23 protein-coding genes are annotated in these 22,025 nt (G+C 73.7%); 17 read left to right on the top strand and 6 right to left on the bottom strand.

The window, feature by feature from the left end; genetic code table 11:
• Positions 1 to 100 precede the first annotated feature (100 nt).
• The 4 genes from ribH (at position 101) to Q8791_RS15180 (ending at position 3,162) form a co-directional block, all read left to right on the top strand.
• The gene (gene ribH, locus Q8791_RS15195) at positions 101 to 574 is read left to right on the top strand and encodes a 6,7-dimethyl-8-ribityllumazine synthase (RefSeq protein ID WP_330092342.1); all 474 of its coding nucleotides are present in this window, start codon (positions 101 to 103) and stop codon (positions 572 to 574) included.
• Positions 575 to 611: 37 nt separating this feature from the next.
• The gene (locus tag Q8791_RS15190; protein ID WP_407942003.1) at positions 612 to 1,121 is read left to right on the top strand and encodes a PH domain-containing protein; all 510 of its coding nucleotides are present in this window, start codon (positions 612 to 614) and stop codon (positions 1,119 to 1,121) included.
• A gap of 113 nt (positions 1,122 to 1,234) precedes the next feature.
• Positions 1,235 to 2,401: an XdhC/CoxI family protein gene (locus Q8791_RS15185; RefSeq protein WP_330092341.1), complete on the top strand. Its 1,167-nt coding sequence runs from the start codon at positions 1,235 to 1,237 to the stop codon at positions 2,399 to 2,401.
• A gap of 125 nt (positions 2,402 to 2,526) precedes the next feature.
• A complete protein-coding gene (locus Q8791_RS15180; RefSeq protein WP_330092340.1) occupies positions 2,527 to 3,162 on the top strand; it encodes a nucleotidyltransferase family protein in 636 nt (211 codons plus the stop codon).
• Between the two features lie 81 nt (positions 3,163 to 3,243).
• Here Q8791_RS15180 and Q8791_RS15175 read toward each other — a convergent pair whose 3' ends face one another.
• The 3 genes from Q8791_RS15175 to Q8791_RS15165 all read right to left on the bottom strand — a co-directional run bounded on the left by Q8791_RS15175 (position 3,244) and on the right by Q8791_RS15165 (position 5,398).
• The gene (locus Q8791_RS15175; protein ID WP_330092339.1) at positions 3,244 to 4,170 is read right to left on the bottom strand and encodes an aldose 1-epimerase family protein; all 927 of its coding nucleotides are present in this window, start codon (positions 4,168 to 4,170) and stop codon (positions 3,244 to 3,246) included.
• Positions 4,171 to 4,314: 144 nt separating this feature from the next.
• Positions 4,315 to 4,674: a DUF1801 domain-containing protein gene (locus Q8791_RS15170; protein ID WP_330092338.1), complete on the bottom strand. Its 360-nt coding sequence runs from the start codon at positions 4,672 to 4,674 to the stop codon at positions 4,315 to 4,317.
• 58 nt (positions 4,675 to 4,732) lie between these two features.
• Positions 4,733 to 5,398, bottom strand: a complete 666-nt coding sequence (locus tag Q8791_RS15165; protein WP_330092337.1) for a DUF998 domain-containing protein — start codon at positions 5,396 to 5,398, stop codon at positions 4,733 to 4,735.
• A 145-nt stretch (positions 5,399 to 5,543) separates the two neighbouring features.
• On the opposite strand from Q8791_RS15165, the gene Q8791_RS15160 reads away from it, so the two are divergent.
• Together Q8791_RS15160 and Q8791_RS15155 are read left to right on the top strand one after the other, a co-directional pair.
• Positions 5,544 to 5,867 carry a YciI family protein gene (locus Q8791_RS15160; RefSeq protein WP_330092336.1) on the top strand — a complete coding sequence of 108 codons (324 nt, stop codon included), beginning with the start codon at positions 5,544 to 5,546 and terminating at the stop codon, positions 5,865 to 5,867.
• A gap of 117 nt (positions 5,868 to 5,984) precedes the next feature.
• Positions 5,985 to 7,946 (top strand): sigma-70 family RNA polymerase sigma factor, encoded by a 1,962-nt coding sequence (locus Q8791_RS15155; RefSeq protein ID WP_330092335.1) that lies wholly within the window; start codon positions 5,985 to 5,987, stop codon positions 7,944 to 7,946.
• A 94-nt stretch (positions 7,947 to 8,040) separates the two neighbouring features.
• Here the strand turns inward: Q8791_RS15155 and Q8791_RS15150 are convergent, their stop codons facing one another.
• The 3 genes from Q8791_RS15150 to Q8791_RS15140 all read right to left on the bottom strand — a co-directional run bounded on the left by Q8791_RS15150 (position 8,041) and on the right by Q8791_RS15140 (position 12,050).
• Positions 8,041 to 10,767, bottom strand: coding sequence for a protein kinase domain-containing protein (locus Q8791_RS15150; RefSeq protein ID WP_330092383.1), 2,727 nt, complete (start codon positions 10,765 to 10,767; stop codon positions 8,041 to 8,043).
• 157 nt (positions 10,768 to 10,924) lie between these two features.
• The gene (locus Q8791_RS15145) at positions 10,925 to 11,230 is read right to left on the bottom strand and encodes a DUF2470 domain-containing protein (protein ID WP_330092382.1); all 306 of its coding nucleotides are present in this window, start codon (positions 11,228 to 11,230) and stop codon (positions 10,925 to 10,927) included.
• Positions 11,231 to 11,507: 277 nt separating this feature from the next.
• Positions 11,508 to 12,050, bottom strand: a complete 543-nt coding sequence (locus Q8791_RS15140) for a YceI family protein (protein ID WP_330092334.1) — start codon at positions 12,048 to 12,050, stop codon at positions 11,508 to 11,510.
• A 158-nt stretch (positions 12,051 to 12,208) separates the two neighbouring features.
• Between Q8791_RS15140 and Q8791_RS15135 the strand changes: the two genes are divergently transcribed.
• The 11 genes from Q8791_RS15135 to Q8791_RS15085 all read left to right on the top strand — a co-directional run bounded on the left by Q8791_RS15135 (position 12,209) and on the right by Q8791_RS15085 (position 21,991).
• Positions 12,209 to 12,685, top strand: a complete 477-nt coding sequence (locus Q8791_RS15135) for a MarR family winged helix-turn-helix transcriptional regulator (RefSeq protein ID WP_330092333.1) — start codon at positions 12,209 to 12,211, stop codon at positions 12,683 to 12,685.
• Between the two features lie 42 nt (positions 12,686 to 12,727).
• On the top strand, positions 12,728 to 13,429 hold the full coding sequence (locus Q8791_RS15130) for an SseB family protein (protein WP_330092332.1): 702 nt from the start codon (positions 12,728 to 12,730) through the stop codon (positions 13,427 to 13,429).
• 212 nt (positions 13,430 to 13,641) lie between these two features.
• Positions 13,642 to 14,604 carry a prepilin peptidase gene (locus Q8791_RS15125; RefSeq protein WP_330092331.1) on the top strand — a complete coding sequence of 321 codons (963 nt, stop codon included), beginning with the start codon at positions 13,642 to 13,644 and terminating at the stop codon, positions 14,602 to 14,604.
• 111 nt (positions 14,605 to 14,715) lie between these two features.
• Positions 14,716 to 15,897 (top strand): chorismate synthase, encoded by a 1,182-nt coding sequence (aroC, locus tag Q8791_RS15120; RefSeq protein WP_330092330.1) that lies wholly within the window; start codon positions 14,716 to 14,718, stop codon positions 15,895 to 15,897.
• Between the two features lie 361 nt (positions 15,898 to 16,258).
• Positions 16,259 to 16,771 (top strand): shikimate kinase, encoded by a 513-nt coding sequence (locus Q8791_RS15115; protein ID WP_330092381.1) that lies wholly within the window; start codon positions 16,259 to 16,261, stop codon positions 16,769 to 16,771.
• Positions 16,768 to 17,850 (top strand): 3-dehydroquinate synthase, encoded by a 1,083-nt coding sequence (aroB, locus tag Q8791_RS15110; RefSeq protein WP_330092329.1) that lies wholly within the window; start codon positions 16,768 to 16,770, stop codon positions 17,848 to 17,850. Before Q8791_RS15115 ends, aroB begins: the two co-directional genes overlap by 4 nt.
• Before the next feature lie 151 nt (positions 17,851 to 18,001).
• The gene (efp, locus tag Q8791_RS15105) at positions 18,002 to 18,565 is read left to right on the top strand and encodes an elongation factor P (protein WP_330092328.1); all 564 of its coding nucleotides are present in this window, start codon (positions 18,002 to 18,004) and stop codon (positions 18,563 to 18,565) included.
• Complete coding sequence (nusB, locus tag Q8791_RS15100; protein WP_330092327.1) at positions 18,565 to 18,978, top strand: transcription antitermination factor NusB; 414 nt, start codon at positions 18,565 to 18,567, stop codon at positions 18,976 to 18,978. The genes efp and nusB overlap by 1 nt, the downstream gene beginning before the upstream one ends.
• Positions 18,979 to 19,028: 50 nt before the next feature.
• A complete protein-coding gene (locus Q8791_RS15095) occupies positions 19,029 to 19,826 on the top strand; it encodes a methyltransferase domain-containing protein (RefSeq protein ID WP_330092326.1) in 798 nt (265 codons plus the stop codon).
• A gap of 228 nt (positions 19,827 to 20,054) precedes the next feature.
• A complete protein-coding gene (gene dinB / locus Q8791_RS15090) occupies positions 20,055 to 21,341 on the top strand; it encodes a DNA polymerase IV (RefSeq protein WP_330092325.1) in 1,287 nt (428 codons plus the stop codon).
• A gap of 242 nt (positions 21,342 to 21,583) precedes the next feature.
• Positions 21,584 to 21,991 (top strand): DUF3040 domain-containing protein, encoded by a 408-nt coding sequence (locus Q8791_RS15085; RefSeq protein ID WP_330092324.1) that lies wholly within the window; start codon positions 21,584 to 21,586, stop codon positions 21,989 to 21,991.
• Positions 21,992 to 22,025: the final 34 nt, after the last annotated feature.

Raw genomic sequence — 22,025 nt, 5'->3', positions numbered from 1 at the left:
GTGTCCGCCGGCCGCACCCGCCCAGGCCGGAGCAACACATGCCCGGGGTCCGGCTCCCGCCGGCCCCGTGGACAGCGCATCACACACACAGGAGACCCTCATGAGTGGTGAAGGACGTCCCGACCAGCACACGGTGGACGCCACCGGGCTCTCGGTGGGCATCGTCGTGACCCGGTGGAACGCGTCCATCGTCGGTCCGATGCTCGCCAACGCCCAGGACGTCGTGAAGTCCTCGGGTGCGGCCGACCCGGTCGTGGTCGAGGTCGCGGGCGCGGTCGAGCTCCCGGTGGTCGCCCAGGAGCTGGCCCGCAAGCACGACGCGGTGATCGCCCTGGGCGCGGTCATCCGCGGCGGTACCCCGCACTTCGACTACGTGTGCCAGTCGGTCACGCACGGCCTCACGGAGGTGGCCCTGCGCGAGTCCACCCCCGTGGGCAACGGTGTGCTCACCTGTGACACCCTGGAACAGGCGCGCGACCGCGCCGGCCTGCCCGGCAGCATCGAGAACAAGGGTGCCGAGGCGGCGCTGGCCGCACTGGACACGGCGGTGGCCCTGCGGGGGCTGCGCCGCTGACCGGATCGCGTCGCGCGCACGGGGTGACACCCCGGCCATGTCTGGTGGAACGGTGGAGCAGTCGGTGCGGACGAAGGAACAGCCGGTGGACGAGGCGTCGAAGCAGCCGGTCCTGCCGAGGACGTGGCGGCCCCGGTCGGTGCGGATGGTCGCCTACGGGCTCGGCCTGTTGATCGTGGCCACCATGGTGGTGCTCGCCGTGATCCTGCCCGGGGACTGGCGGATGATGGACCGGTTCCTGCTGGTCGGGCTGGGTGTGGCGATCGCCGCCGGCCTGCACATGATCGCCCGGCCCAGGCTGGTCGCCGCCGAGGAGGGTGTGACCGTGGTCAACGGCATCCGCACCCACGTGCTGTCGTGGGCGGAGGTCGTGGACATCCGGATGCCGGTGGGTGAGCCCTGGCCCTCGGTCGACCTGTCCGACGGCACCACCTTGGCGGTGATGGGCATCCAGAGCGCCGACGGTGACCTCGCCCGCCGCAACCTGGAGGAGTTCCGGGCGCTGCTGCACGACCGCGGTGAGGCCCAGGAGCCCGGCCGGTCGTAGGTATCTCCAACGGGAGTCCTCGTTTCTTGACGGAACGGGGACTCCCGTCGTGTTGCGTGGGGCACATAGTTTGGTACTGAGAGCCACTCGACCGAACAGGGAAGAGGTGCCGCGTGCGCGACATCCGATCGGCGGTGTCCGACATGTACGGCTCGGGCGAGGTGTTCGCGCTGGCCACGGTCATCGACACCGACAAGAGCGCCCCCCGTGACGCGGGCGCCGCCATGCTGGTCAGTGCCTCCGGTGAGGTCGTCGGGAGCGTGTCCGGCGGTTGCGTGGAGGGCGCCGTCTACGAGGAGGCCCTGGAGGCGATCCGTACTGGTGTCCCGGTGCGCCGCACCTACGGTGTGAGCGACGAGGAGGCCTTCAACGTCGGTCTGACCTGTGGCGGAACCCTGCACATGTTCGTCGAGCCGGTCACCCGTGCCACGTACGGGCAGCTCGGCGCTGTGCTCGGGGCCATCGACGAGCACCGCCCGGTCGCCGTCGCGACCATCGTGTCCGACCCCTCGGACGCGGGTCGTGTGGGGCGCCGTCGCGTGGTCTGGCCCGAGCACGCCGAGGGCGACCTGGGTCCCTCCGGCGGGCGGCTGTCCGACGCGCTGGACGACGACGTGCGCGGGATGCTCGCGCAGGGCAGTACGGGGCTGCTGCGCTACGGGTCCGACGGGCAGCGGCGCGGCGACGAGCTGGAGGTGTTCGTCCAGTCGTTCGCTCCGGCTCCGCGCATGCTGGTGTTCGGGGCGATCGACTTCGCGGCGGCCGTGGCCGACCTGGGCTCCTACCTGGGCTACCGGGTGACGGTGTGCGACGCCCGTCCGGTGTTCGCGACGCCCAAGCGGTTCCCCACCGCCGACGAGGTGGTGGTGAAGTGGCCGCACGTGTTCCTTGACGAGATCGCCGACGAGATCGACGAGCGCACCGCCGTGTGCGTGCTCACCCACGACCCCAAGTTCGACGTGCCCGTGCTCAGGGCCGCCCTGGGGACCCGCGCCGGGTACATCGGGGCGATGGGCTCGCGGCGCACCCACGAGGACAGGGTGGCCCGGTTGCTGGAGGCCGGGGTGGGCGAGGAGGCCCTGGAGCGCCTGCACTCGCCGATCGGACTGGACCTGGGGGCTCGCACCCCGGAGGAGACGGCGGTGTCGATCGCGGCCGAGCTGGTGAGGACCCGGTGGGGCGGGAGTGGGCGCGCGTTGCGCGATACCAGTGGGCGTATCCACCGGGACAGCCCGAAATCGCCCCTGGTTCCGGCCGGATTCGGTCACGCGTCCATGTGAACCGAAACAGCTCGGACACAGATGTCGCTGGTCACGGCGGGTGGTGCGGAGGCGGTGAGCGAGGTCGCCGGACCGGCTGTGTCAGGTGACCCGTCCCGGGCCTGCCCGCGTGGCATCATCGCGTCATGGGAACTGGGGACGCGCGGGACAGGGAGAGGGAACGGGCTGGCCGGGTCGCCGGCCTCCTGCTGGCGGCGGGTTCCGGCAGCAGACTCGGGCGCCCGAAGGCGCTGGTCGAGGTGGGTGGGGAACGGCTGGTGGACCGGGGGGTGCGCACGCTGGGCGACGGCGGGTGCGCGCCGGTCATGGTGGTGCTGGGCGCGGCCGACGCGGTCGTGCGCGACGCCCACACGGTGCACAATCCCGACTGGGAGAGCGGAATGGGGTCCTCGGTGCGCGCCGGGATCGACGCGCTGCCCGAGTCGGTGGACGCCGTCCTGATCGCCCTGGCCGACCAGCCCCTGGTGACCCCGGAGGCGGTGCACCGGCTGGTGGAGGCCCACGACCAGGGTGCGCGCGCCGCCGTGGCGACCTACAACGGCAACCAGCGCAACCCGGTGATGCTGGGGCGCGAGTACTGGTCGACCGTGTACGGGCTGGCGGTGCACGACGTGGGCGCGCGCCCGTTCCTGCGGGCGTACTCGCACCTGGTCACCGCCGTGGCGTGTGACGACGTCGCGAGCCCGGAGGACATCGACACGGCAGAGGACCTGGAACGGCTCACCGGCCTGCTGGGCGGGGAGCCCTCGGGACAGGGCTGACCGCGGGAGCCGGGGGACCCCGGTTTCGCGGTGGTCGCCCGGCCGGTGTGAGCGGGTGGCGCGGCCCCGGGAGGGCGCCGGTCAGGCCCGGGTGAGGTCCTCGGCGGTGATCCCGAACGCGTGCCGGGCGGTGTCGCCCGGAGCCAGCACGATGAGGTCGGTTCCGGTGGCCAGCGCGTTGGCGGGGCAGGTCATCGGCTCCGCCGCCAGGTAGGCCCGGTGGTCGTCGCCGCCGAGGGTGTCGGAGCTGAACACCTGCAACCAGTCGAAGCTGCGGTCGCCCCACACCGACACCCGGTGGGCGGGCCCGGAGACCCGCACCCACGCGCGTCCGTCGCCGTCGCGCTCAAGGGAGGTGAACGCGGTGTCCAACACCGTGTCGCCCACCTGTGTGCCCGGAGGGCGGAAGTCGAAGGCTCCGCCGTCCACCGGGACCGGCCCGCCGACGGGCAGGAGGCGGTCGTCGACGGGCTGCCGGGCGTTTGCGGTGACCTCCAGGGTGAGGTCGCCGCGCGCTGCGAGCGCCGACAGGGGTTCGCCCAGGGTGAGGTAGGGGTGGAAGCCCAGGCCGAAGGGGGCGGGGGAGTCGCCGGTGTTGCGGGCCTGGGCGGTGAGCGTCAGCCCGTCGTCGGCCAGGCGGTAGGTGATGACGAGTTCCATGGGGAAGGGGAAGCCCGGCGTGCCGTCGAAGTCCAGTCGCAGGGTGGCGGAGTCGTCCGACACGGCCTCGACCGACCACTCGCGGTCGTGGACCAGGCCGTGGATGGCGGTCCCCGTCGCGGAGTCGTTGACCTCCAGCCGGTATTCGGTGCCGGCGAACCTGTAGACGCCCGCGTCCACCCGGTTCGGCCACGGCGCCAGGACCTGGCCCTGGAAGGCCTTCGGGCCGTCGTTCCCGTAGGGCCACACGATGTCGCGGTCACGCCAGGTGAGCGCTTGCAGGCCCGCTCCGTTGCGGTCGACGCGGGCCAGGAACTCCCCGGCGCGCAGCTCGATCACCTCACCCACGTGTTCCCCGCTTCCCGTCGTGGTCCGGCCTTTCGCCGAACCGGCCGATCATAGCCCACCCGGCGCCCGGTTCCCGTCGCCGCCGCGGTTCCCGGAGCACCTGCCCGCACGCCTTTCGACCCCGGGGCGGAGGCGTGCGGGGCGTCACCCTTCGAGGTCGCGGGCCTGGGACAGCCAGTCGGTGAACAGGGTGGAGTCGACGTCCTCGGGGGAGCGGAGCCTGACCTGCGCCATCTCCCTCGCTCCGGGCTCCAGGCGGCCCGACGGGTCGGTCAGCGCCCGCCCCCGCCAGAAGCCGAGGGTCACGTACGAGGAGTAGGCCTTGACGTAGCAGACGGGGGACTGGCCGGGCTTCGCCCCCAGACCCCAGGTGGGGTGTCCGTGCCAGATCGCTCCGGCCCCGGGGAGGGCCCCCTCGACGATCGGGAGGAGGGCGTCGGTGGTCGCCCGCCGGGTGTCGGGGAGGGCGGCGACGTAGTCGGCGACGGTTTCGTACCTGGCCATGGTGGCTCCTCGGTCGTGGTGCGGTCGGCGGGGTGACTGCGGGGGCGGTACGGAAGGGTCAGGTGGTGCGCAGGTACCGGGCGGCGACCGCGGAGATCCACAGCATCGCGGTGAGGGCGCCCACTGCCAGGGTCAGTGATCCGTACTGACCCCCGGTCATCGCCCAGCCGTTGCCGATGAGAAGGGCGGTACCCGCGACACGGGAGGCTGTGGCGGCGCCCCTGTGCCCGGTGCGGGAGAAGTGGTGGCCCAGGACGTAGCAGGCGGCGATCAGCGCCGTGAAGGCGATCGTCCCGGCGGCCATGTGGCCGTAGCCGTGCCAGCTGAGCGCCTCCGGGGCACCTGAGGGGGTGCCGGAGGGGAACCCCTGGCCCGGGTCCATGGCGAACGCGCCCGCGGCGATCATCCCGGCGCCGTAGACCAGGACCAGCCGGGGAGCCCAGGTGCCTCCCGGGGTGCCGTGCAGAACCCGGTGCAGGCCGGCCGCTCCCGCGGCGGCCAGGAGGCCGGCGAGCACGAAGTTGGTGATCTGGAGCCAGCCGAGGTCGCCGTTGCTCAGCATGCTCAGGGGGTGCCGGGTCAGGTCGAACCCCTCGCGGGTGGCGGCCTGCGCCAGGGAGACGGCAGCCCAGAGGGGGGCGGAGACGATCGCTGCGCCGAGGAGCGGGCGGGTGCTTGTGCTGGTGTGCCCGGCGGTGGGCGCGGTGTTCCGGGTCGCGGTCATGGTGGAGCCTCTCGCTGCGTTGTCCCTTGGTTCTCGCTGACACGTCGAACCGGTGATGTGACAGGGAACGGCCGCGTTCCCTGTCACATCGCCCTGTTCGACGTCTCTTCGGAAGCACCCGACGGCAAGAAGAGGACACGACCGCATGCGCTACCTGATGACCACCAGGCCCACCGAGAACGCCCCCGACGAGAACCTCCACACCGAGATGGCCAGGTTCGTGGAGGAGCTCACCGCCTCGGGCGTGCTGCTGGCGACCGGCGGCCTGGAGCCCGGAGGGCTCCGGGTGACGTCGGCCGGAGACGAGATCACGGTGACGGACGGGCCCTTCACCGAGGCCAGGGAGGCGGTGGCCGGGTTCGCCCTGGTCGAGGTCCGCTCCCGGGAGGAAGCGCTCGAGGTCGCCCGCCGATTCCGCCGCATCGTCGGCGACGGTGAGAGCGTGGTCCAGCAGGTCTTCGGTCCCTGACCGGCCTGGGCGCCGGCTCCGGTTCCGGCGCCTCCCGAGCCCCCCTGCGCGGGGACCCGCCGTGCACGGTGCCGCCCCGGGTTGCGTTCGCCCCGGGGCGGTGCTGTCATCGTGCCCGTGACCGATGCCCACCGCACCGTCGACGCGGTCTGGAAACTGGAGTCGGCGAGGATCATCGCCGGGCTCACCCGTATGGTGCACGACGTGGGCGCCGCCGAGGAACTGGCCCAGGACGCCCTCGTCGCCGCGCTCGAACAGTGGCCCGGGACGGGAGTGCCGGACAACCCCGGCGCCTGGCTGATGGCGATCGCCAAACGCCGGGCCGTCGACCGCATCCGCCGCTCCCGGAGCCTGGAGCGCAAGCACGAGCAGATCGCCCACGACATGGGGCGCGGGCCCGGGGACGACCCCGTCGGTGGGCCCGGGGACGACGTCCTGCGCCTGCTGTTCGTCACGTGCCACCCGGCGCTGTCCGGGGAGGAGCGGGTCGCGCTGACCCTCCGCCTGGTCGCGGGGCTGACCACGGAGGAGATCGCCCGCGCCTTCCTCACCGGTGAGGCCCGCATCTCCCAGCGCGTCGCGGCGGCCAAGCGCACGCTCGCCGAGCAGGGGGTGGGCTTCGACCTGCCCGAGGGGGCCGACCTGGCCGAACGCCTCTCGTCGGTGCTGGGCGTGGTCTACCTGGTCTTCAACGAGGGCTACGCGGCGACGTCCGGGGAGGGGTTGATGCGCCCGGGCCTGTGCCTGGAGGCGCTGCGCCTGGGACGGACCCTCGCCGAACTGGTGCCCGACGAGGCCGAGGCGCACGGCCTCGTGGCTCTGATGGAACTCCAGCAGTCCCGCGCCGGCGCCCGGACCGGTCCCTCCGGCGAGCTCCTCCGGCTGGACGAGCAGAACCGGGGGCGCTGGGACCAGCTGCTGATCCGGCGGGGGTTCGCCGCGATGCTCCGGGCCCGCGACGCGGGGGGACCGCCCGGCCCCTACATGCTCCAGGCGGCCATCGCGGTCTGCCACGCCCGGGCGGCCACCGCGGAGGCCACCGACTGGGGGCGGATCGCCACCCTGTACGACCTGCTGGTCGACCGCCTGCCGACCCCGGTGGTGCGCCTCAACCGGGCGGTGGCGGTGGGGAGGGTGCACGGCCCCTCCGAGGGCCTGGCACTGGTCGACGCGCTGGCCGACGACCCCGCGCTGCGCGACTACCACCTCCTCCCCGGGGTACGGGGGGACCTGCTGGTCCGGCTGGGCCGGCACGCGGAGGCGGGGCGCGAGTTCCGGCGTGCCGCGGCTCTGACCGGCAACGCGGTCGAGCGGGCGTTCCTGCTCCGCAGGGCCGAGGGCGTCGCCGATCCCCGGGCCGCGGGACCGACCCTGGGCGGGGCCGCCCGGGACTTCCTGGGGCGCGGGGAGCTGGACGCCGCGACCGTCCGCTCCTACGGGCAGACGCTGCGACGCCTGTGCCGGTCCCTGGGCGAGGACCTGCCCCTCGCCGACCTGGACGCCGGTGGCGTGGCGCGGGTGTTCGCCGCCGCATGGGGGGAGGGGGCGCCGCGGACCTGGAACCGGCACCGGTCGGCGGTCCGCTCGTTCGGGTCCTGGGCGGGCCTGGACGACCCGGCCGCGGGGCTGGAGCGGCGAGCCGAGGCCCGCACCGGGTCCCCGCCGGTCGACCCCGCGCACCTGGCGCGGCTGTGGGAGGACGAGGGGCGGGCCCTGCGCGAGCGCGTCCTGTGGCTGCTCGTGCACGAGTCCGGGGCGGGGCCGGGCGCGGTTCTGGCGCTGAACGTGGAGGACCTGGACCTGGAGGACCGGCGCGCCCGCTCGGGCGGTTCCCGTGTGCGCTGGCGTTCGGGGACGGCCCGGCTGCTGCCCCTGCTGGTGGCGGGGCGGGAGCGGGGGCCGCTCTTCCTCGCGGACCGCCGTCCGGGGCCGGCGCGCAGGCCCGGCGAGGCGGACCTGTGCCCGGAGACGGGGAGGGGACGCCTGTCGTACCCGCGCGCCGAGTACCTGTTCAAACAGGCCACCAGGGCCCTGGACCCCGCCGGGGAGGGGTACACCCTGCGCCGTCTGCGGGGGTGAGGCGGCGGGGGTGACGGAGCGGTCCGGCGCGTGACCCCGCCCGCGGGGCCGGGGAGGCGGCGGGCGCACCCGCGCCTCCCCGTGGGCGGGAGGGTCAGCCGAGCAGGCTGTCGAGCGGGATCAGCACACCCGAGCCCAGCGCGATCAGCCCCGTGGACAACAGCACCACCAGCATGAGCAGCGATCCCGCCACGGCCAGCCGGAACGCCGCCAGGCGGCGGCGGGCGCGCGCGTTGGCCTTCTTGCTGGCCGCCGACCTGCCCAGCGCCACCAGCACGACCGCCAGGAGCACGGGGAACCACCAGGCGGAGCCCACACCGCCGGGCAGCAGGTCGGTCACCGACCCGGTCACCTCGGCCAGCCAGCCCAGGAAGCCGCCGCTGCCGGCGTCCAGCAGGCCGGTGTAGGCGCCGGTCACGAACTCGCTCTCGGGGTAGAAGCCGTTCTCGGGGCGCATGACCCGGCCCAGCCCGTCGACCAGGCCGAGCAGCGCGGCCGGGTAGGCGAAGCGGCGGCAGCGGCCGGCCGACATCGCCCGCTGGATCTGGCTCATGGTCCGCTCGACCCGGCGGGTGGCGCGCTCCTGCTCGCGGCTGTTCCGCGCCGGCTCCCGTGCCCCGGCGGGGTCGTAGGGGTTGGGGGCCGCCGGGTTGTCGGGCCTGGTCGGCGCTGTGGCCTCGGCCCGGCGCTGCCGCGCCGTCGACACCCTCTCGCGGGCCCTGGTCCAGCGCTCCTGTGCGGATCCGGCGAGGGACGCCCACCGGTCCTGGCGGCGCGCCCTGCCGTCGGCGCGCTCCCGGGCGGAGACGATCCCGCCGACCCGGACCGCCTCGGGCAGCAGCAGCACCGCCGTGAGCAGGGCGCCCCTGGTGGCGACCGCGTCGCCACCGGTGCCGTCGCGCAGCGCCTGGCGGCGCTGCTCCACCCACCACGGGGCGTGCGGGGCGTCGCTGCGCTGGCCGGGGTGCCAGGACTGGCGGCGCAGGCGGGAGCGGTGCCGGGAGGCGGTGTCGGGGACGAGTACCAGTTCGACGGCCCGCGCCCACGCGGTGTCCGTCTCGTGGGTGTCGGGGCGGCGGGGGGCGTCGGGGCCCGATCCGACCAGGCGGTCGACGTTCTCGGACACCCGGCGCATGAGAAGGGGCACCTCGTGCTGGACGCGCTCCAACAGGGCGCACCGGCCCGAGCCGCCGGACCGGCAGGCCGGGTGCGGGCACCAGTGCTGGGACCCCAGGCCCACCGCGCCCGACTCCACGGCCTCGCGCACCACCGAGTGGCGGCTCGCGTCGCCGGTGGCCAGCGCCAGGAGGCCGTCCGCGCTGATCTCGTGGCCGCGGAAGCGCGGCGGCATGCCCGGCACGTACCGGGCGGCCAGGGCGCTGATCGCCACGTGGGCGAGTTCGGGGTGGGCGTCCAGACCGGTCAGGTAGGCGCGGTCGAAGGTGTAGTCGTTGACCTCGCGGTCCAGCCAGGTGCGCAGCTCCGACCAGTGGCTGCGCAGCCACATGGCGCCGGTGTCGGAGCGGTCCAGCAGGTCGAAGGCCAGGCTCGGGGGGTCCTCGTGGCTGGCTCCGGCGAAGTTGACGGGCCGCAGGCGGCGCGCCGTGCGGATCTGGGGGCGCTCGCCCGCCAGCCACTGGGTGACCTCGTCGTGGCCCCAGCGGGCGGACGGAGCGGGGGCGAGCAGGCCGCGGACCAGCAGGCGCCAGCGCTCGTCGGTGATCGCCGAGATGTCCACCTCGGTGTTGCGGGCGGTGAGCCAGTTGCCGCCGCGTTCGGGGCGGCGCCCGGTGACGAGTTCGTGCACCATCACGCCCAGGGACCACCAGGAGGCGGCCGCCTCCCGGCGCCCCTCGACGACCTCGGGGGCGGCGTAGTCCTCGGTGATGGCCAACCCGCCGTAGACGCGGCTCATGGTGGCCCGCACGGCTCCGCCGAAGTCGGTCAGGGCGACGACCGGCGGGTCCAGTGACCGCACGAGCAGGTTCTCGGGCTTGACGTCGGTGTGGTTGTGCTGGAGTTCGTCCTGCCAGTGGTGCAGGCACTCGGCGACGGCGGAGAGCACGGCGCGGGCCCTGTCGTCGTCCAGGGGCGCCTGGTCGATGACGGCGCGCAGCGTCCCGAGCGAGAAGTACTCCTGGGCCTCCCAGGCCAGGTCCTCGCCCCAGGAGCTGGCCGCGGTGCCGTACCCGTGGATGGCCGGGGTGTGCGGTGAGGCGGTGCCGCGGGCGCGGAGCCGGTCCAGGAGCTCGCGGTTGATGTCGTGGCCGGGCCGGTAGACCTTCAGGGCGAGGCGGCGCTCGGGGGAGTCGGTGGGCCGTGCCAGGTAGACGACGGCCTCGCCCCCCGCGCCGACGTGGTCGAGGACCTGGTAGCGGCGGCGCAGTTCGGCGGGCACGGCGTAGTCGAGGTCGCCCGCGGGGCCGACCACCACGCGCGAGACCAGGCGGGCCATCCAGTCCAGGAGCGGACCGAACAGGGTCCGCCACCAGGGGGTGCGGCCGTCGTCGCGGCCGTCCCCGGGGATGGTCCGTGCGGGCTGCCGTGCGCCGGGGCCGGCCGGCGCGGTCGGGCTCGCGGTCGGCCCCCCGCCGTTCCCGCCCGGCAGGACGCCGGTGCGGTCCGGTGGGGGCGGTGGGGTGACGCGGGTGGGCGCCGGTCCGCCGTCGCGGTCGTCGGAGCCGGGGCGGAACACACGCGTGACCCGGCGCGTGACTCCCGCACGGCCGGCGCCCTCACCGGTGCCGGTCCGTGCGGTGGTCGCGGTGGGGTCGATCCGTTGGGTCGGCGCGTTCTCGTCGCCGTGGTCGGGCGTGACCATGGAGGTCGGGGCCATCCTTCGGATAGGCGGTGGTGTCGTCGGTGTCCGGGGGGATCGACGGACCCTTCCAGACTAGGTCCCGAGCGGCACCGTTTCCGGTGTCTTCGGGACCGTCCGCACGCGGGTCCGACGTCTCACCCCTACCCCGTTTGACTCCTCACGCCTCCGTGGAGTTCCGGCCGGTTCCCGCCGCTTCCGTGCCGGTCGGATGCTGGTCCCGCGGGGTGACGCCGAGCCTCGCGCAGGCCTCCTGGTACAGGCGGACGACCTCGGCGCGGATCTGCGGGCGCTCGGTGAGCGGTTGCCCCCAGGGGACGCGGACGGTCCGCTCGGCGCCGTCCACGGTCACCGCGTAGTCGCCCCCGTCGCCGTCGAGCCCGGTCATCCGGGCGGCGGTCGCCTCGGGGGCGCCGCCGAGCGCCCGGCAGATGAGGAGGGTGTCCTCGGGGTGGTCGCCGTTCATGTGCGCGGTGACCGCGGAGACGACGTCGGCGGAGAAGGGGCTGGGCGAGGGCACGGTGCCTCCTGGCGGTGGACGGTGTCGGGGCGTGGCGAAGCGGGGGGAGGGCTGTGCGCCCCCCCCCCGCCGACGATATCCGAGATTCCGAGGATGATGACAGTGTGTCGTCACCATGCCCGTGCGGTGGCCGTCCCCCGTCCGTCCGCGCCGGGGTGCTGCCTCCGGAGGCCTCCGGGGCGCCGTTCCCGCGGCGCGGCCGGTCACCGCCGGGCCGGGGGCCTCAGGCCTGGTGGGTGAACTCGGCGTCGATGTCGATGGTGATCTTGTCGCCGACGACCACGCCGCCGCCGTCCATGGGCATCTCGATGTCGACGCCGAAGTCCTTGCGGCTGATCTGCGTGGAGGCGGTGAAGCCGGCGCGGGTCAGGCCGTACGGGTCCAGGGTGGAGCCGTTGAACTCCAGGGTGAGCTCGACCGGGTTGGTCTTGCCCTTGATGGTCAGCTCGCCCTTGAGGGCGAAGTCCTCGCCCTTGGCCTCGATGCCGGTGGAGCGGAAGGCGAACTGCGGGTGCTCCTCGACGTGGAAGAAGTCGGCCGAGCGGATGTGGTTGTCGCGGTCGCCGTTGTCGGTGTTGATGGAGCTCGCGTCGATCGTGGCCTCGACGGAGGCCAGCGTGGCGTCCTCGGGCACGGTCAGCGTCGCCTCGAACTTCTCGAAGCGGCCGCGCACCTTGCTGACCATCATGTGGCGCACCGAGAAGCCGATGACGGAGTGGGTGGGGTCGATGGTCCAGGTGCCGGGCTTCAGTTCCTGAGCTGCCATGGGGTGTCTCCCTGTCGGGTTCGGCGGACCCGCGAGTCGAGTCCGGCGTTCTCTCCTGAGGAACAAAGTACCTTAGAAGATTCTTCCTGGGAAGCATTCTAGGGTCTCGTTCGGGAGCGTGCAAGATCCCGCCGACGGTCACGCCCTACGCTGGGGCCATGGAGAACGAGGCGTGGCTCGACGGGGGCGAACAGCGCGTCTGGCGCGGGTTCCTCAGGATGAACGCCTGGATCTACGACGAGCTGGACAGGGATCTGCGGGCCCGCACCGGGCTCACGCTCGTGGAGTACGGCATCCTCGTCCACCTCTCCGAGGCCCGCGACCGCCGTATGCGCATGCGGGTCCTCGCCGACAGCGTCATCGTGTCCAAGAGCAGGCTCTCCCACCAGGTCGCCCGGCTCGAACGCGACGGCTACGTGCGCCGCGAGCACTGCGACGACGACCGCCGCGGGCTCTGGGCCGTCCTGGAGGACAAGGGGGCCCGCGTCCTCGACGAGGCGGCCCCCGGCCACGCGGGCCGGGTCCGCTCCCTGATCTTCGACAGGCTCACCGGCGACCAGGTGCGACAGCTCGCCGCCGTCATCGACGCACTCGAAGGTGACGAAGCCGTTCCCCGGGGACAGGACTCCGTGTGACCCGAGCACGGGGCCACCGCGCCCCGGGTAGAGTCGGAGCCCGTGAGCAGACCATCGATCATCGGCGCCCAGAACTTCCGTGACGACGACGGCGGAGCCGACCCGGAGGTCCAGGAACGCCTGCGCCAACACGCGGCGGGCGAGATCGGCGACCGCCAGGTCCTGGCCGCCCTCAGCGCGTCCCGCGTGCTCATCCCGGTCGTGGCGGTGGCCACCGAGACCGAACAGGGCGCCGGCGGGCTGACCAAGGACAAGAACAGCGAGGTCGCCGTCCCCATCATGACGGGCAGGGACGGCCGCCGCGGTGTGCTCGCCTTCACCTCGGTCGACGCGGTCCGGCGCTGGCGCCCGGACGCGCGCCCCGTCCCCTTCACCACCAGGGACGCCTGCCAGGCCGCCGTGGAGGAGGAGGCCGACGCCCTGGTCCTCGACGTGTCCGGCCCCGTGCCCCACACCGTCCAGGGCCGCTTCCTCGCCATGCTCGCCGAGACCGGAACCGTCCCCGAGCCCCAGGACGACCCGCAGGTCCTCGCCCTCATCTACCGCGTGACCCACGGCGAGTTCGGCATCGAGCGCGTGCGCATCCACCCCTCAGAGCGGGCCGAGATCGGCATCCGCCTCGAACTCGAGGAGCGCGACGACGAGGAGCTGCGCCGCGTGGCCGAGCGGCTCGCCGCCGAACTCAGGCACGTCCTGCCCGGAGGCATCGAGCTGAGCGCGGTCGTGCGGGCCCGGCGCGACTAGGGAGCGCCCCCGCGTCCGTCCGGCCCGCGTCTGCCGGGCCCGCGTCCGCCGCGCCCCTCCGCGTGCGGAGCGCGGCCGGGGCCGACCCCGCGCGCCGTCCCGGGGGAGATCGCCCGGACCCCGGCGGGCCGCCCACCGCCTGAGCGGGCGGGTTGTCCACAGGAGGGGACCGGGCCGTGCGGCGGGGGGAACCGGAAGGGTAACTTCCCACCATGCCCACTCCCTCGGTGCTCGCGGGTTCCCCGCTCCTGTGGACGGTCCTCGTCGCCGTCGCCCTCGTCCTGGTCGGCCTGGCGGCCGGCCGGTTCAACGGGCGGCTCGTCCCGCTGTTCGGGCCCGCCCGGCCGCCGAGGGCACAGGGCGGACGGGGCGCCGCCGCGTCGCACGGGGCCCCGCCCGCGGCGGGTCACGACGAGGCCGGCGCGGAGCCCGGGACCGCCGCGCACACGCTCCACCGCCTGCCTCCGACCGACGAGGACGACGAGGGGCCGCCACCGCCCCGGTGCCCCCACTGCCTCGCCGAACTCCGCTTCGTGCCCGGGTTCTCCGCCGTCGCGGTCCGGCCGCTCCGAAGACGCGGCGCCTGCCCCCACTGCGAACAGGTCATCCGCTCCCACCCCGCGGTCATCGCGGTGACCGCTCTCCTCTTCGGACTCGTGGGAGCCGTCAGCACCCTCCGCCCCGACCCGTCGCCCTTCGGCCTCCTCGCCGTCCTGTGGCTCGTGTCCGTGGGCGTCCTGCTGTCCGTCATCGACCTGCGGGTGCTGCGCCTGCCCGACGCCGTCGTCGCCCCCGCCTACCCGGTCGCCGCGGTGCTGGTCGGTGCGTCCGTCCTTCTCCCGCCCAGCGGCCCCGACCTGGAACGGGCCGGCGGAGCGCTCTCCAGCATGGTCTTCGTCACGGTGCTCTACTGGCTGCTGTGGCGGGTCCACCGCGGCGGGATCGGGTTCGGCGACGTCAAGCTCTCCGGCCTCACCGGCCTGTACGCGGGATGGGCGGCGGGACCGCTCGGGGCGCTGGCCGCGGTCTTCTGGGCCTTCGCGGCGTTCTCCCTCGTCGGCGTCGTACTCCTGGTGCTGCGCCGCATCACACGCCGGGACCCGTTCCCGCTCGGTCCGTTCATGCTCGCCGCCACGCTGGCCACCGTCCTCGCCGGGGCACCCCTGCTGCCGTAGGGCGTGCGGGGGAGTGCGCTCCCCGGACGGTCCGGGTCCACCGGCTCCGGCCGCGCCCGACGCCGCCCCCGGGTGGCACCCCGCCCCGCGATCCGTGGGAGGATCGTGCACATGTTGCGTTGGCTGACCGCGGGGGAGTCCCACGGACCCGCACTCGTCGCGATTCTGGAGGGCCTCCCGGCCGGTGTGTCCGTCACCTCTGACGACATCGCCGCCGCGCTGCTCCGCCGCCGCGCCGGGTACGGCCGTGGCGCCCGGATGAAGTTCGAGAAGGACCAGGTCTCCGTCATCGGAGGCATTCGCCACGGCCGCACCCAGGGGGGTCCCGTCGCGATCGAGGTCGGGAACACCGAGTGGCCCAAGTGGGAGAAGGTGATGTCGCCCGACCCGGTTCCCGCCGAGGAACTGGAGGGCATGGCGCGCAACGCGCCGCTCACCCGCCCCCGCCCGGGGCACGCGGACCTGGTCGGCATGCAGAAGTACGGGCACGCTGAGTCGCGCCCGATCCTGGAGCGCGCCAGCGCCCGCGAGACCGCGGCCCGCGTCGCGATCGGCGAGGTCGCCCGGCAGTTCTGCCGTCAGGCGCTCGGCGTCGAGATCGTGAGCCACGTGGTGTCCATGGGGCCGGTCGAGGTGCCCGAGGGCGGCCCGGAGCCGCGCCCCGAGGACCTGGCCGCCGTCGACGCCGACCCGTTGCGCTGCTTCGACCCCGAGACCAGCGCCCGCATGGTGGCGGAGGTCGACGACACCAAGAAGGCCGGCGACACCCTGGGCGGCGTGGTCGAGGTCCTCGCCTACGGGCTGCCGCCGGGGCTGGGCAGCCACGTGCACTGGGACCGGAGGCTGGACTCCCGGCTGGCAGGGGCCCTCATGGGCATCCAGGCCATCAAGGGGGTCGAGGTCGGCGACGGGTTCCGCACCGCCGCCCGCCGCGGCTCGGTCGCGCACGACGAGATCGAGCCCGGGCCGGACGGGGTGCGCCGCCGCACCAACCGCGCGGGCGGGGTCGAGGGCGGTATGACCACCGGTGACCCGCTGCGCGTGCGCGCGGCGATGAAGCCCATCGCGACGGTGCCCAACGCCCTGGACACCATCGACATCGAGACCGGTGAGCCCGCCCAGGCCAACCACCAGCGCAGCGACGTCACCGCGGTCCCGGCCGCGGGCGTGGTCGCCGAGGCGATGGTCGCCCTGGTGCTCGCCGAGGCCGCGGTCGAGAAGTTCGGCGGCGACTCGGTCGCCGAGACCGCGCGCAACCTCCGCAGCTACATGGACTCCCTCGAGATCCGCTGAACCACCGGCGGCCCCGGGCCCGTCCTCCCTCGGGGGACGGGCCCGGGGTCCCTCCGCCGAGGGTGCGCCACGCACCGCCGCGGGCCACCGCGGCCCCGTGCCCGCCCCCGATCCCGTCGCGCCCGAGCGGTGCGCCACGCCCCCGAACCGCAGCCCCCGGAGTAGCGCGTGCGTCCCCGGCGCACCCGACGCGCCGGGTTTCTGCTAGACAGGAGGGCACAGGCACCCACCGGCGGCCCCGAGCGGGCACACGACGGCGGGGTGCGCGGACAGCACACGGAGGGTCCACCGACTCACCCGCGCACGCGGGCGGTGACCCGGATCCCACCTAGGCAGGCAGAGCGTGGCAAGAGCGATCGCGGTGCTCATCGGTTCGCCCGGATCGGGCAAGTCCACCGTCGGAGAGGCCCTGGCCGGACGGCTCGGGGCGGACCTGCTGTGCACCGACACCGAGATCGAGCGGCGCGCGGGCAAACCCGTCGGCGACATCTTCATCGAGGACGGCGAGGAGCACTTCCGCGCCCTCGAACGGGAGGTCGTCGCCGAGGGCCTGCACGCCTGGGAGGGTGTGATCGCCGTCGGCGGCGGCGCAGTCCTCGACCAGGGCACCCGGGCCGACCTGGCCGACCACCACGTGGTCTACCTCCAGGTGGAGTTCGGCGAGGCCGCCAAGCGCGTCGGCATGGACGCGGCCCGGCCCCTGCTCTCCGGCAACCCCCGTACGCAGTTGCGCAAGCTGCTCAACGAGCGCCTGCCCGTCTACGAGGGACTCGCCACCGTCACCGTTCCCACGACCGGCTTCCACCCCGAAGAGATCGTCGACGCCATCCTGCCCACGCTGGCCGGACAGAGCACCGGAAAGGCCCAGCAGTGACCGTGACCCGCATCGGTGTCGGCGACCCCGCCGGCCGCTACGAGGTGGTCGTCGGCAGCGGCGTCCTCTCCGAGCTCCCCTCCCTGGTCGGCGACGCCGCGCAGGTCGCCGTCATCCACCCCGAGGGCCTGGGCGGGATCGCCCGGCCCGTGGTCGGAGCGCTGGAGGCCGCCGGATACCGCGCGCACTCCCTGCCCGTGCCCGACGGGGAGGCAGCCAAGACCGCCGCCGTCGCCACCGGCCTGTGGTCCCGGCTCGGACAGCTCAACTTCACCCGCACCGACGCGGTGGTGGGTGTCGGCGGCGGTGCCGCCACCGACCTGGCCGGGTTCGTCGCCGCCACCTGGCTGCGCGGGGTCCGCTCCGTCCTGGTCCCCACGACCCTGCTCGGCATGGTCGACGCGGCGGTCGGCGGCAAGACCGGCATCAACACCCCCGAGGGCAAGAACCTCGTCGGCGCCTTCCACCCCCCGGCCGGCGTCCTGTGCGACCTGGCCACCCTGCCGAGCCTGCCCAGGGCCGACTACGTGGGCGGCCTCGCCGAGATCATCAAGGCCGGGTTCATCGACGACCCGGTCATCTGCGACCTGGTGGAGGAGGACCCGGAGGGCGCCGCGAGCCCCGAGGGCGCCCACACCCGCGAACTCATCGAGCGCGCCATCCGGGTCAAGGCCGACGTCGTCTCCGGTGACCTGCGGGAGAGCGGCCGCCGCGAGATCCTCAACTACGGCCACACCCTCGGGCACGCGGTCGAACGGGCGGAGAACTACACGTTCCGGCACGGCTACGCGGTCGCGATCGGCATGGTCTACGCCGCCGAGCTCGCCCGTCTGGACGGGCGCATCGGCGCCGACCTGGTCGGCCGGCACCGTGCCCTCCTGTCGTCGGTGGGGCTGCCCACCTCCTACGCACAGGAGGCGTGGCCCCAGCTGCGCGCCGCCATGAGCGTCGACAAGAAGGCCCGCGGGGCGACCCTGCGCTTCGTCGTCCTGGACGGCCTGGCCTCCCCCGCGATCCTCAGCGGTCCCTCCCCCGAACTGCTCGACGAGGCGTACCGCGCGGTCACGGGCGACGCCTGAGTCCCACACAGCCACTAGACTGCAGACGGGTGATGTGCGCACTGGTGCACTCGGGGAGGTCCCCGAGGTGCCCGCGCACCACCCCACCGACCACCGACCGGTCCCCCGGGTCCGGTCCCCGACGTGTCACACCCCTGGAGAGACGACCGAAGTGGCCTCGACGAACGACATCAAGAACGGCACGACCCTGCGGCTCGACGGCGGCGTCCTCTGGAGCGTCCTGGAGTTCCAGCACGTCAAGCCGGGCAAGGGCGGCGCGTTCGTCCGTACCAAGCTCAAGAACGTGCTGACCGGCAAGATCGTCGACAAGACCTTCAACGCGGGCGCGCGGGTCGAGTTCGCCAGCGTTGACCGCCGTGACATGGAGTACCTCTACCACGACGGCGACTCCTTCATCTTCATGGACACCCAGACCTTCGACCAGATCCCGGTCTCCGCGACGGTCGTCGGCGGCAACAGCGACTTCCTGCTGGAGAACACCAAGGTCACCGTGGCCACCAACGAGGGCAACCCGCTCTACGTCGAGCTGCCCGCCGCCGTCGAGCTGGAGATCACCCAGACCGACCCGGGCGTCCAGGGCGACCGCTCCACCGGCGGTACCAAGCCCGCCACCGTCCAGACCGGCGCCACCATCCAGGTGCCCCTGTTCATCACCACCGGCGAGCGCGTCAAGGTCGACACCCGCACGGGCGACTACCTCGGGCGAGTCAACTGATGAGCGGTGCACGGCGCAAGGCGCGGCGGCGCGCGGTCGAGGTCCTCTACGAGGCCGAGGTGCGCGGCACCTCGGTGGAGGACGTCATCAAGCGCCGCCGGGCCCAGCCCGAACCTCCGATCAACGAGTTCACGGAGGACCTGGCGCGCTCGGTCGACGGACGGCGTGAGCGCATCGACGAACTCCTGGACACCTACGCCATCGGCTGGACCCTGGAGCGCATGCCGGTCGTCGACCGCAACATCCTCCGGATGGGCGCCTACGAGCTGCTCTGGGCCGAGGACATCCCCGACGGCGTCGCCATCGCCGAGGCCGTCGGTGTGGCCAAGGAGCTCTCCACCGACGAGTCGCCCAACTTCATCAGCGGACTTCTGTCACGCTTGATGGAGAACAAGGCGACGCTCTCGCTCTGACACCGCCGAACGGGCGGGACGGTCGGGGCAACGTGCTTGAGGGGACGCAAGTGACTGACAGGACCGGCGTGAGCGCGACCACGGGCAGCGGGTCCGGCGCGGGCTGGGCGACCGGCCCGGCGCGGGCCGCCGGAGCGGCCCGGACGGCGGTCGTGTGGGACGCACTCTCACGGCTGCTGGAAGGCCTCGCGGAAGGCGGTCCCCTGAAGATCGTCGACGCGGGTGGAGGCACCGGCGGAGCCGCGGTCCCGCTCGCCGAGCTCGGCCACCACGTGACGGTCGTCGAGCCCAGCCCCGACTCCCTCGCGGCCCTCGAACGCCGTGCGGCCGAGCAGGGGGTCTCGGTGCGCGGCGTCCAGGGGGAGACCCGCGACCTGGCGTCCCTGTTCGCGCCCGGCAGCGCCGACCTGGTGCTGGTGCACAACGTGCTGGAGTACGTGGAGGACCCCGTCGCGGCACTGCGCGACGTGGTCGGTATCACCCGTGAGGGCGGTGCCGTGAGCCTGCTCGTCACCAACGCCGCGGCCGGCGCGCTGCACCGGGCCCTGGCCGGGCACATCGCGGAGGCCCAGCACCTGCTCGGCGACCCGGACGGGCGCTGGGGCGAGGGCGACCCCATGCCGCGCCGCTTCACCAGCCGCCGACTCCTGGAACTGGTCCGCGGGGCCGGCCTGGCGAGGGAGAGCGTCCGCGGGGTCAGGGTCTTCGCCGACCTGGTCCCCGGGCACGCCTGGGAGGGCGACGCCCAGGCCGGGCAGCACCTGGTGGAGCTGGAGCGGTCCGCCGCCGAACACCCCGAGCTGATCGGGATCGCCACCCAGCTGCACGCCATCGCCCACCGTCCCTGAGACGGGCCGGGCCCCTGCGCTCCCGCGCCGGGGTCCGCCGACGACACCGTCGCGCACCTCCTCGGACGTCCGGCGCCCCGCCCGTGAGCCGCCCGTCGGCGTGCTCCGGGCGCGGGGCGGCCGGACGTCGCGCACACCCCCGCGAAGGCCCGGAACGGGCCTCCGCGCAGGCGGGCGGGGCACGGTACCGGGGGGCGCACACACTTCGCCAGGGCATAACCTGGTCCTATGAGCCGACGTCAGCTGGAACGCGGTGCCGCACTCCGCGGAATGGTCTCCCCGGACGGCATCGTGCCGCTGGGCGTCGACTTCCCCGAGGACGGGTCCGGCCCCGACTCCGACTGCCACATCCTGCACCTGGACATGGACGCGTTCTTCGCGAGCGTCGAGCAGCTGCGCCACCCCGAGGCGCGCGACCGCCCCGTCATCGTGGGCGGCACCGGTCCGCGCAGCGTCGTCTCCTCCGCCGACTACCTCGCCCGGGCGAAGGGCGTGCACTCGGCGATGCCCATGGCGCGGGCGCTGCGGCTGTGCCCGGAGGCCGCCGTCTTCCCACCCGACGGCGCCGCCTACCGGCAGGCGTCGGAGGCCGTGATGGACATCCTGCGCTCGGTGACCCCGGTGGTGCAGCCGCTCTCCCTGGACGAGGCCTTCCTGGACGTGTCCGGGGCCCGGCGCCGCCTGGGCGGACCGGTGCGGATCGCCGCGATGATCCGCGAGCGCGTGCGCTCCGAACAGCGCCTCACCTGCTCGGTCGGGGTGGCCGCCAACCGCTTCACCGCCAAGCTCGGCTCCACGCACTGCAAGCCCGACGGGCTGCTCCTGGTGCCCACCGCCAACGTGCGGGGGTTCCTGGACCCGCTCCCGGTGGGCGCGCTGCCGGGGGTGGGGGACAGGACCGAGCAGACCCTGGTCCGCCTGGGCCTGCGCACGGTCGGCCAGCTGGCCCGGTACGAGCCGGACATGCTGCGGATGGAGCTGGGGAACAAGGCCGGCAGCCGCCTGGCCGCGCTGGCCCGGGGCGTGGACGAGAGCGTCGTCGTCCAGGAGACCGCGGACAAGAGCGTCGGCGCCGAGGAGACCTTCGACGAGGACGTCGCCGACCCGGACGTGGTGGACAGGGAGCTGCTGAGGCTGGCGGAGAAGGTGGGGCGACGACTGAGGGCGTCGGGCCAGGTGGGACGCACGGTGAGCGTGAAGCTGCGCCGAGCGGATTTCTCCACGATCACGCGGTCGCGGACCCTGGCCGAGAGCACCGACGTGGCCCGCGAGATCAGCGCCGTCGCCCGCGAACTGTACGCCGCCTCCGGGCTGCGCCGGACACCGTTGCGCCTGATCGGAGTGCGGGTCGAGGGGGTCACCCCGGAGGAGCAGGCCCACCGTCAATTGGCATTGGGAGAGGAGGACTCTGGTTGGCGGGACGTTGAACGGGTTATGGACCGGGTAACAGCTCGTTTCGGTCCAGGCGCGATACAGTCGGCCGTGTTGGCCAAGCGTGACGAAAACGACGTATGATGCGGCAACTTCCGGCGCCCTCGGAGCGTTCCAAGGGTACGACCGGAGTCAGGGTAGAAGAGAGGCATGGAAGCCGGTGTTTCCGATACAGGGCGAGGGTATCGTGGCCGTTGTGGGTCAGGTGCGCGCGCAGCTTTTCTTTCCACCAGGCGCTAGTGCAACGTATTCTGGGCATACCACTGACCAAGAGAATGTTCATCAGTACCCGTCACCCCAATCGGGGACTGTCGTAGGGAGGCGCCGTGCCGCTCTCTGAACACGAGCAGCGCATGCTCGACCAGATCGAGCGGGCGCTGTATGCCGAGGACCCGAAGTTCGCGAACACTGTTCGGCAGACGAACCCCGCGGTCCACTACAAGCGCTGGATCATCAAGGCCGGGCTCGGATTCGTCATCGGTGTCGTACTGCTGATGACGGGGCTGATGCTCCAGTCCACCGCTGTCCAGGTCACCATCAGCGTCCTCGGGTTCCTCGTCATGCTGTCGTGCTTCCTGTGGGGGGCCAACGCGTGGCGCAAGGCGTCCGGTGGGGGGGCTGAGGCCGCGGCGGCAGCGGCTGAGCCCAAACAGAAGCGTCGGGGCGGAAGCCGTCCCGGCATGATGAACCGCTTCGAGGAGCGCTGGCGTCGTCGCCAGGAAGGCGAGGAGTGATTCCGCCGACCCGCGGCCGCCCCGTGCGGCCGTC

Origin of the sequence: Nocardiopsis codii (assembly GCF_036327455.1) — a bacterium.
Taxonomy (GTDB): domain Bacteria; phylum Actinomycetota; class Actinomycetes; order Streptosporangiales; family Streptosporangiaceae; genus Nocardiopsis; species Nocardiopsis codii.
Note: the sequence above shows the minus strand (reverse complement) of the source record. Positions and strands in the feature narration are given on the sequence as shown.

Coding starts and splice junctions, on each gene's coding strand:
- dinB (WP_330092325.1), top strand. CDS start 20,055: ATGAGCCGACGTCAGCTGGAACGCGGTGCCGCACTCCGCGGAATGGTC.
- Q8791_RS15160 (WP_330092336.1), top strand. CDS start 5,544: ATGCGCTACCTGATGACCACCAGGCCCACCGAGAACGCCCCCGACGAG.
- Q8791_RS15150 (WP_330092383.1), bottom strand. CDS start 10,767: ATGGTCACGCCCGACCACGGCGACGAGAACGCGCCGACCCAACGGATC.
- Q8791_RS15125 (WP_330092331.1), top strand. CDS start 13,642: ATGCCCACTCCCTCGGTGCTCGCGGGTTCCCCGCTCCTGTGGACGGTC.
- Q8791_RS15145 (WP_330092382.1), bottom strand. CDS start 11,230: ATGAACGGCGACCACCCCGAGGACACCCTCCTCATCTGCCGGGCGCTC.
- Q8791_RS15190 (WP_407942003.1), top strand. CDS start 612: ATGTCTGGTGGAACGGTGGAGCAGTCGGTGCGGACGAAGGAACAGCCG.
- aroC (WP_330092330.1), top strand. CDS start 14,716: ATGTTGCGTTGGCTGACCGCGGGGGAGTCCCACGGACCCGCACTCGTC.
- Q8791_RS15170 (WP_330092338.1), bottom strand. CDS start 4,674: ATGGCCAGGTACGAAACCGTCGCCGACTACGTCGCCGCCCTCCCCGAC.
- ribH (WP_330092342.1), top strand. CDS start 101: ATGAGTGGTGAAGGACGTCCCGACCAGCACACGGTGGACGCCACCGGG.
- Q8791_RS15165 (WP_330092337.1), bottom strand. CDS start 5,398: ATGACCGCGACCCGGAACACCGCGCCCACCGCCGGGCACACCAGCACA.
- Q8791_RS15140 (WP_330092334.1), bottom strand. CDS start 12,050: ATGGCAGCTCAGGAACTGAAGCCCGGCACCTGGACCATCGACCCCACC.
- Q8791_RS15180 (WP_330092340.1), top strand. CDS start 2,527: ATGGGAACTGGGGACGCGCGGGACAGGGAGAGGGAACGGGCTGGCCGG.
- Q8791_RS15135 (WP_330092333.1), top strand. CDS start 12,209: ATGGAGAACGAGGCGTGGCTCGACGGGGGCGAACAGCGCGTCTGGCGC.
- nusB (WP_330092327.1), top strand. CDS start 18,565: ATGAGCGGTGCACGGCGCAAGGCGCGGCGGCGCGCGGTCGAGGTCCTC.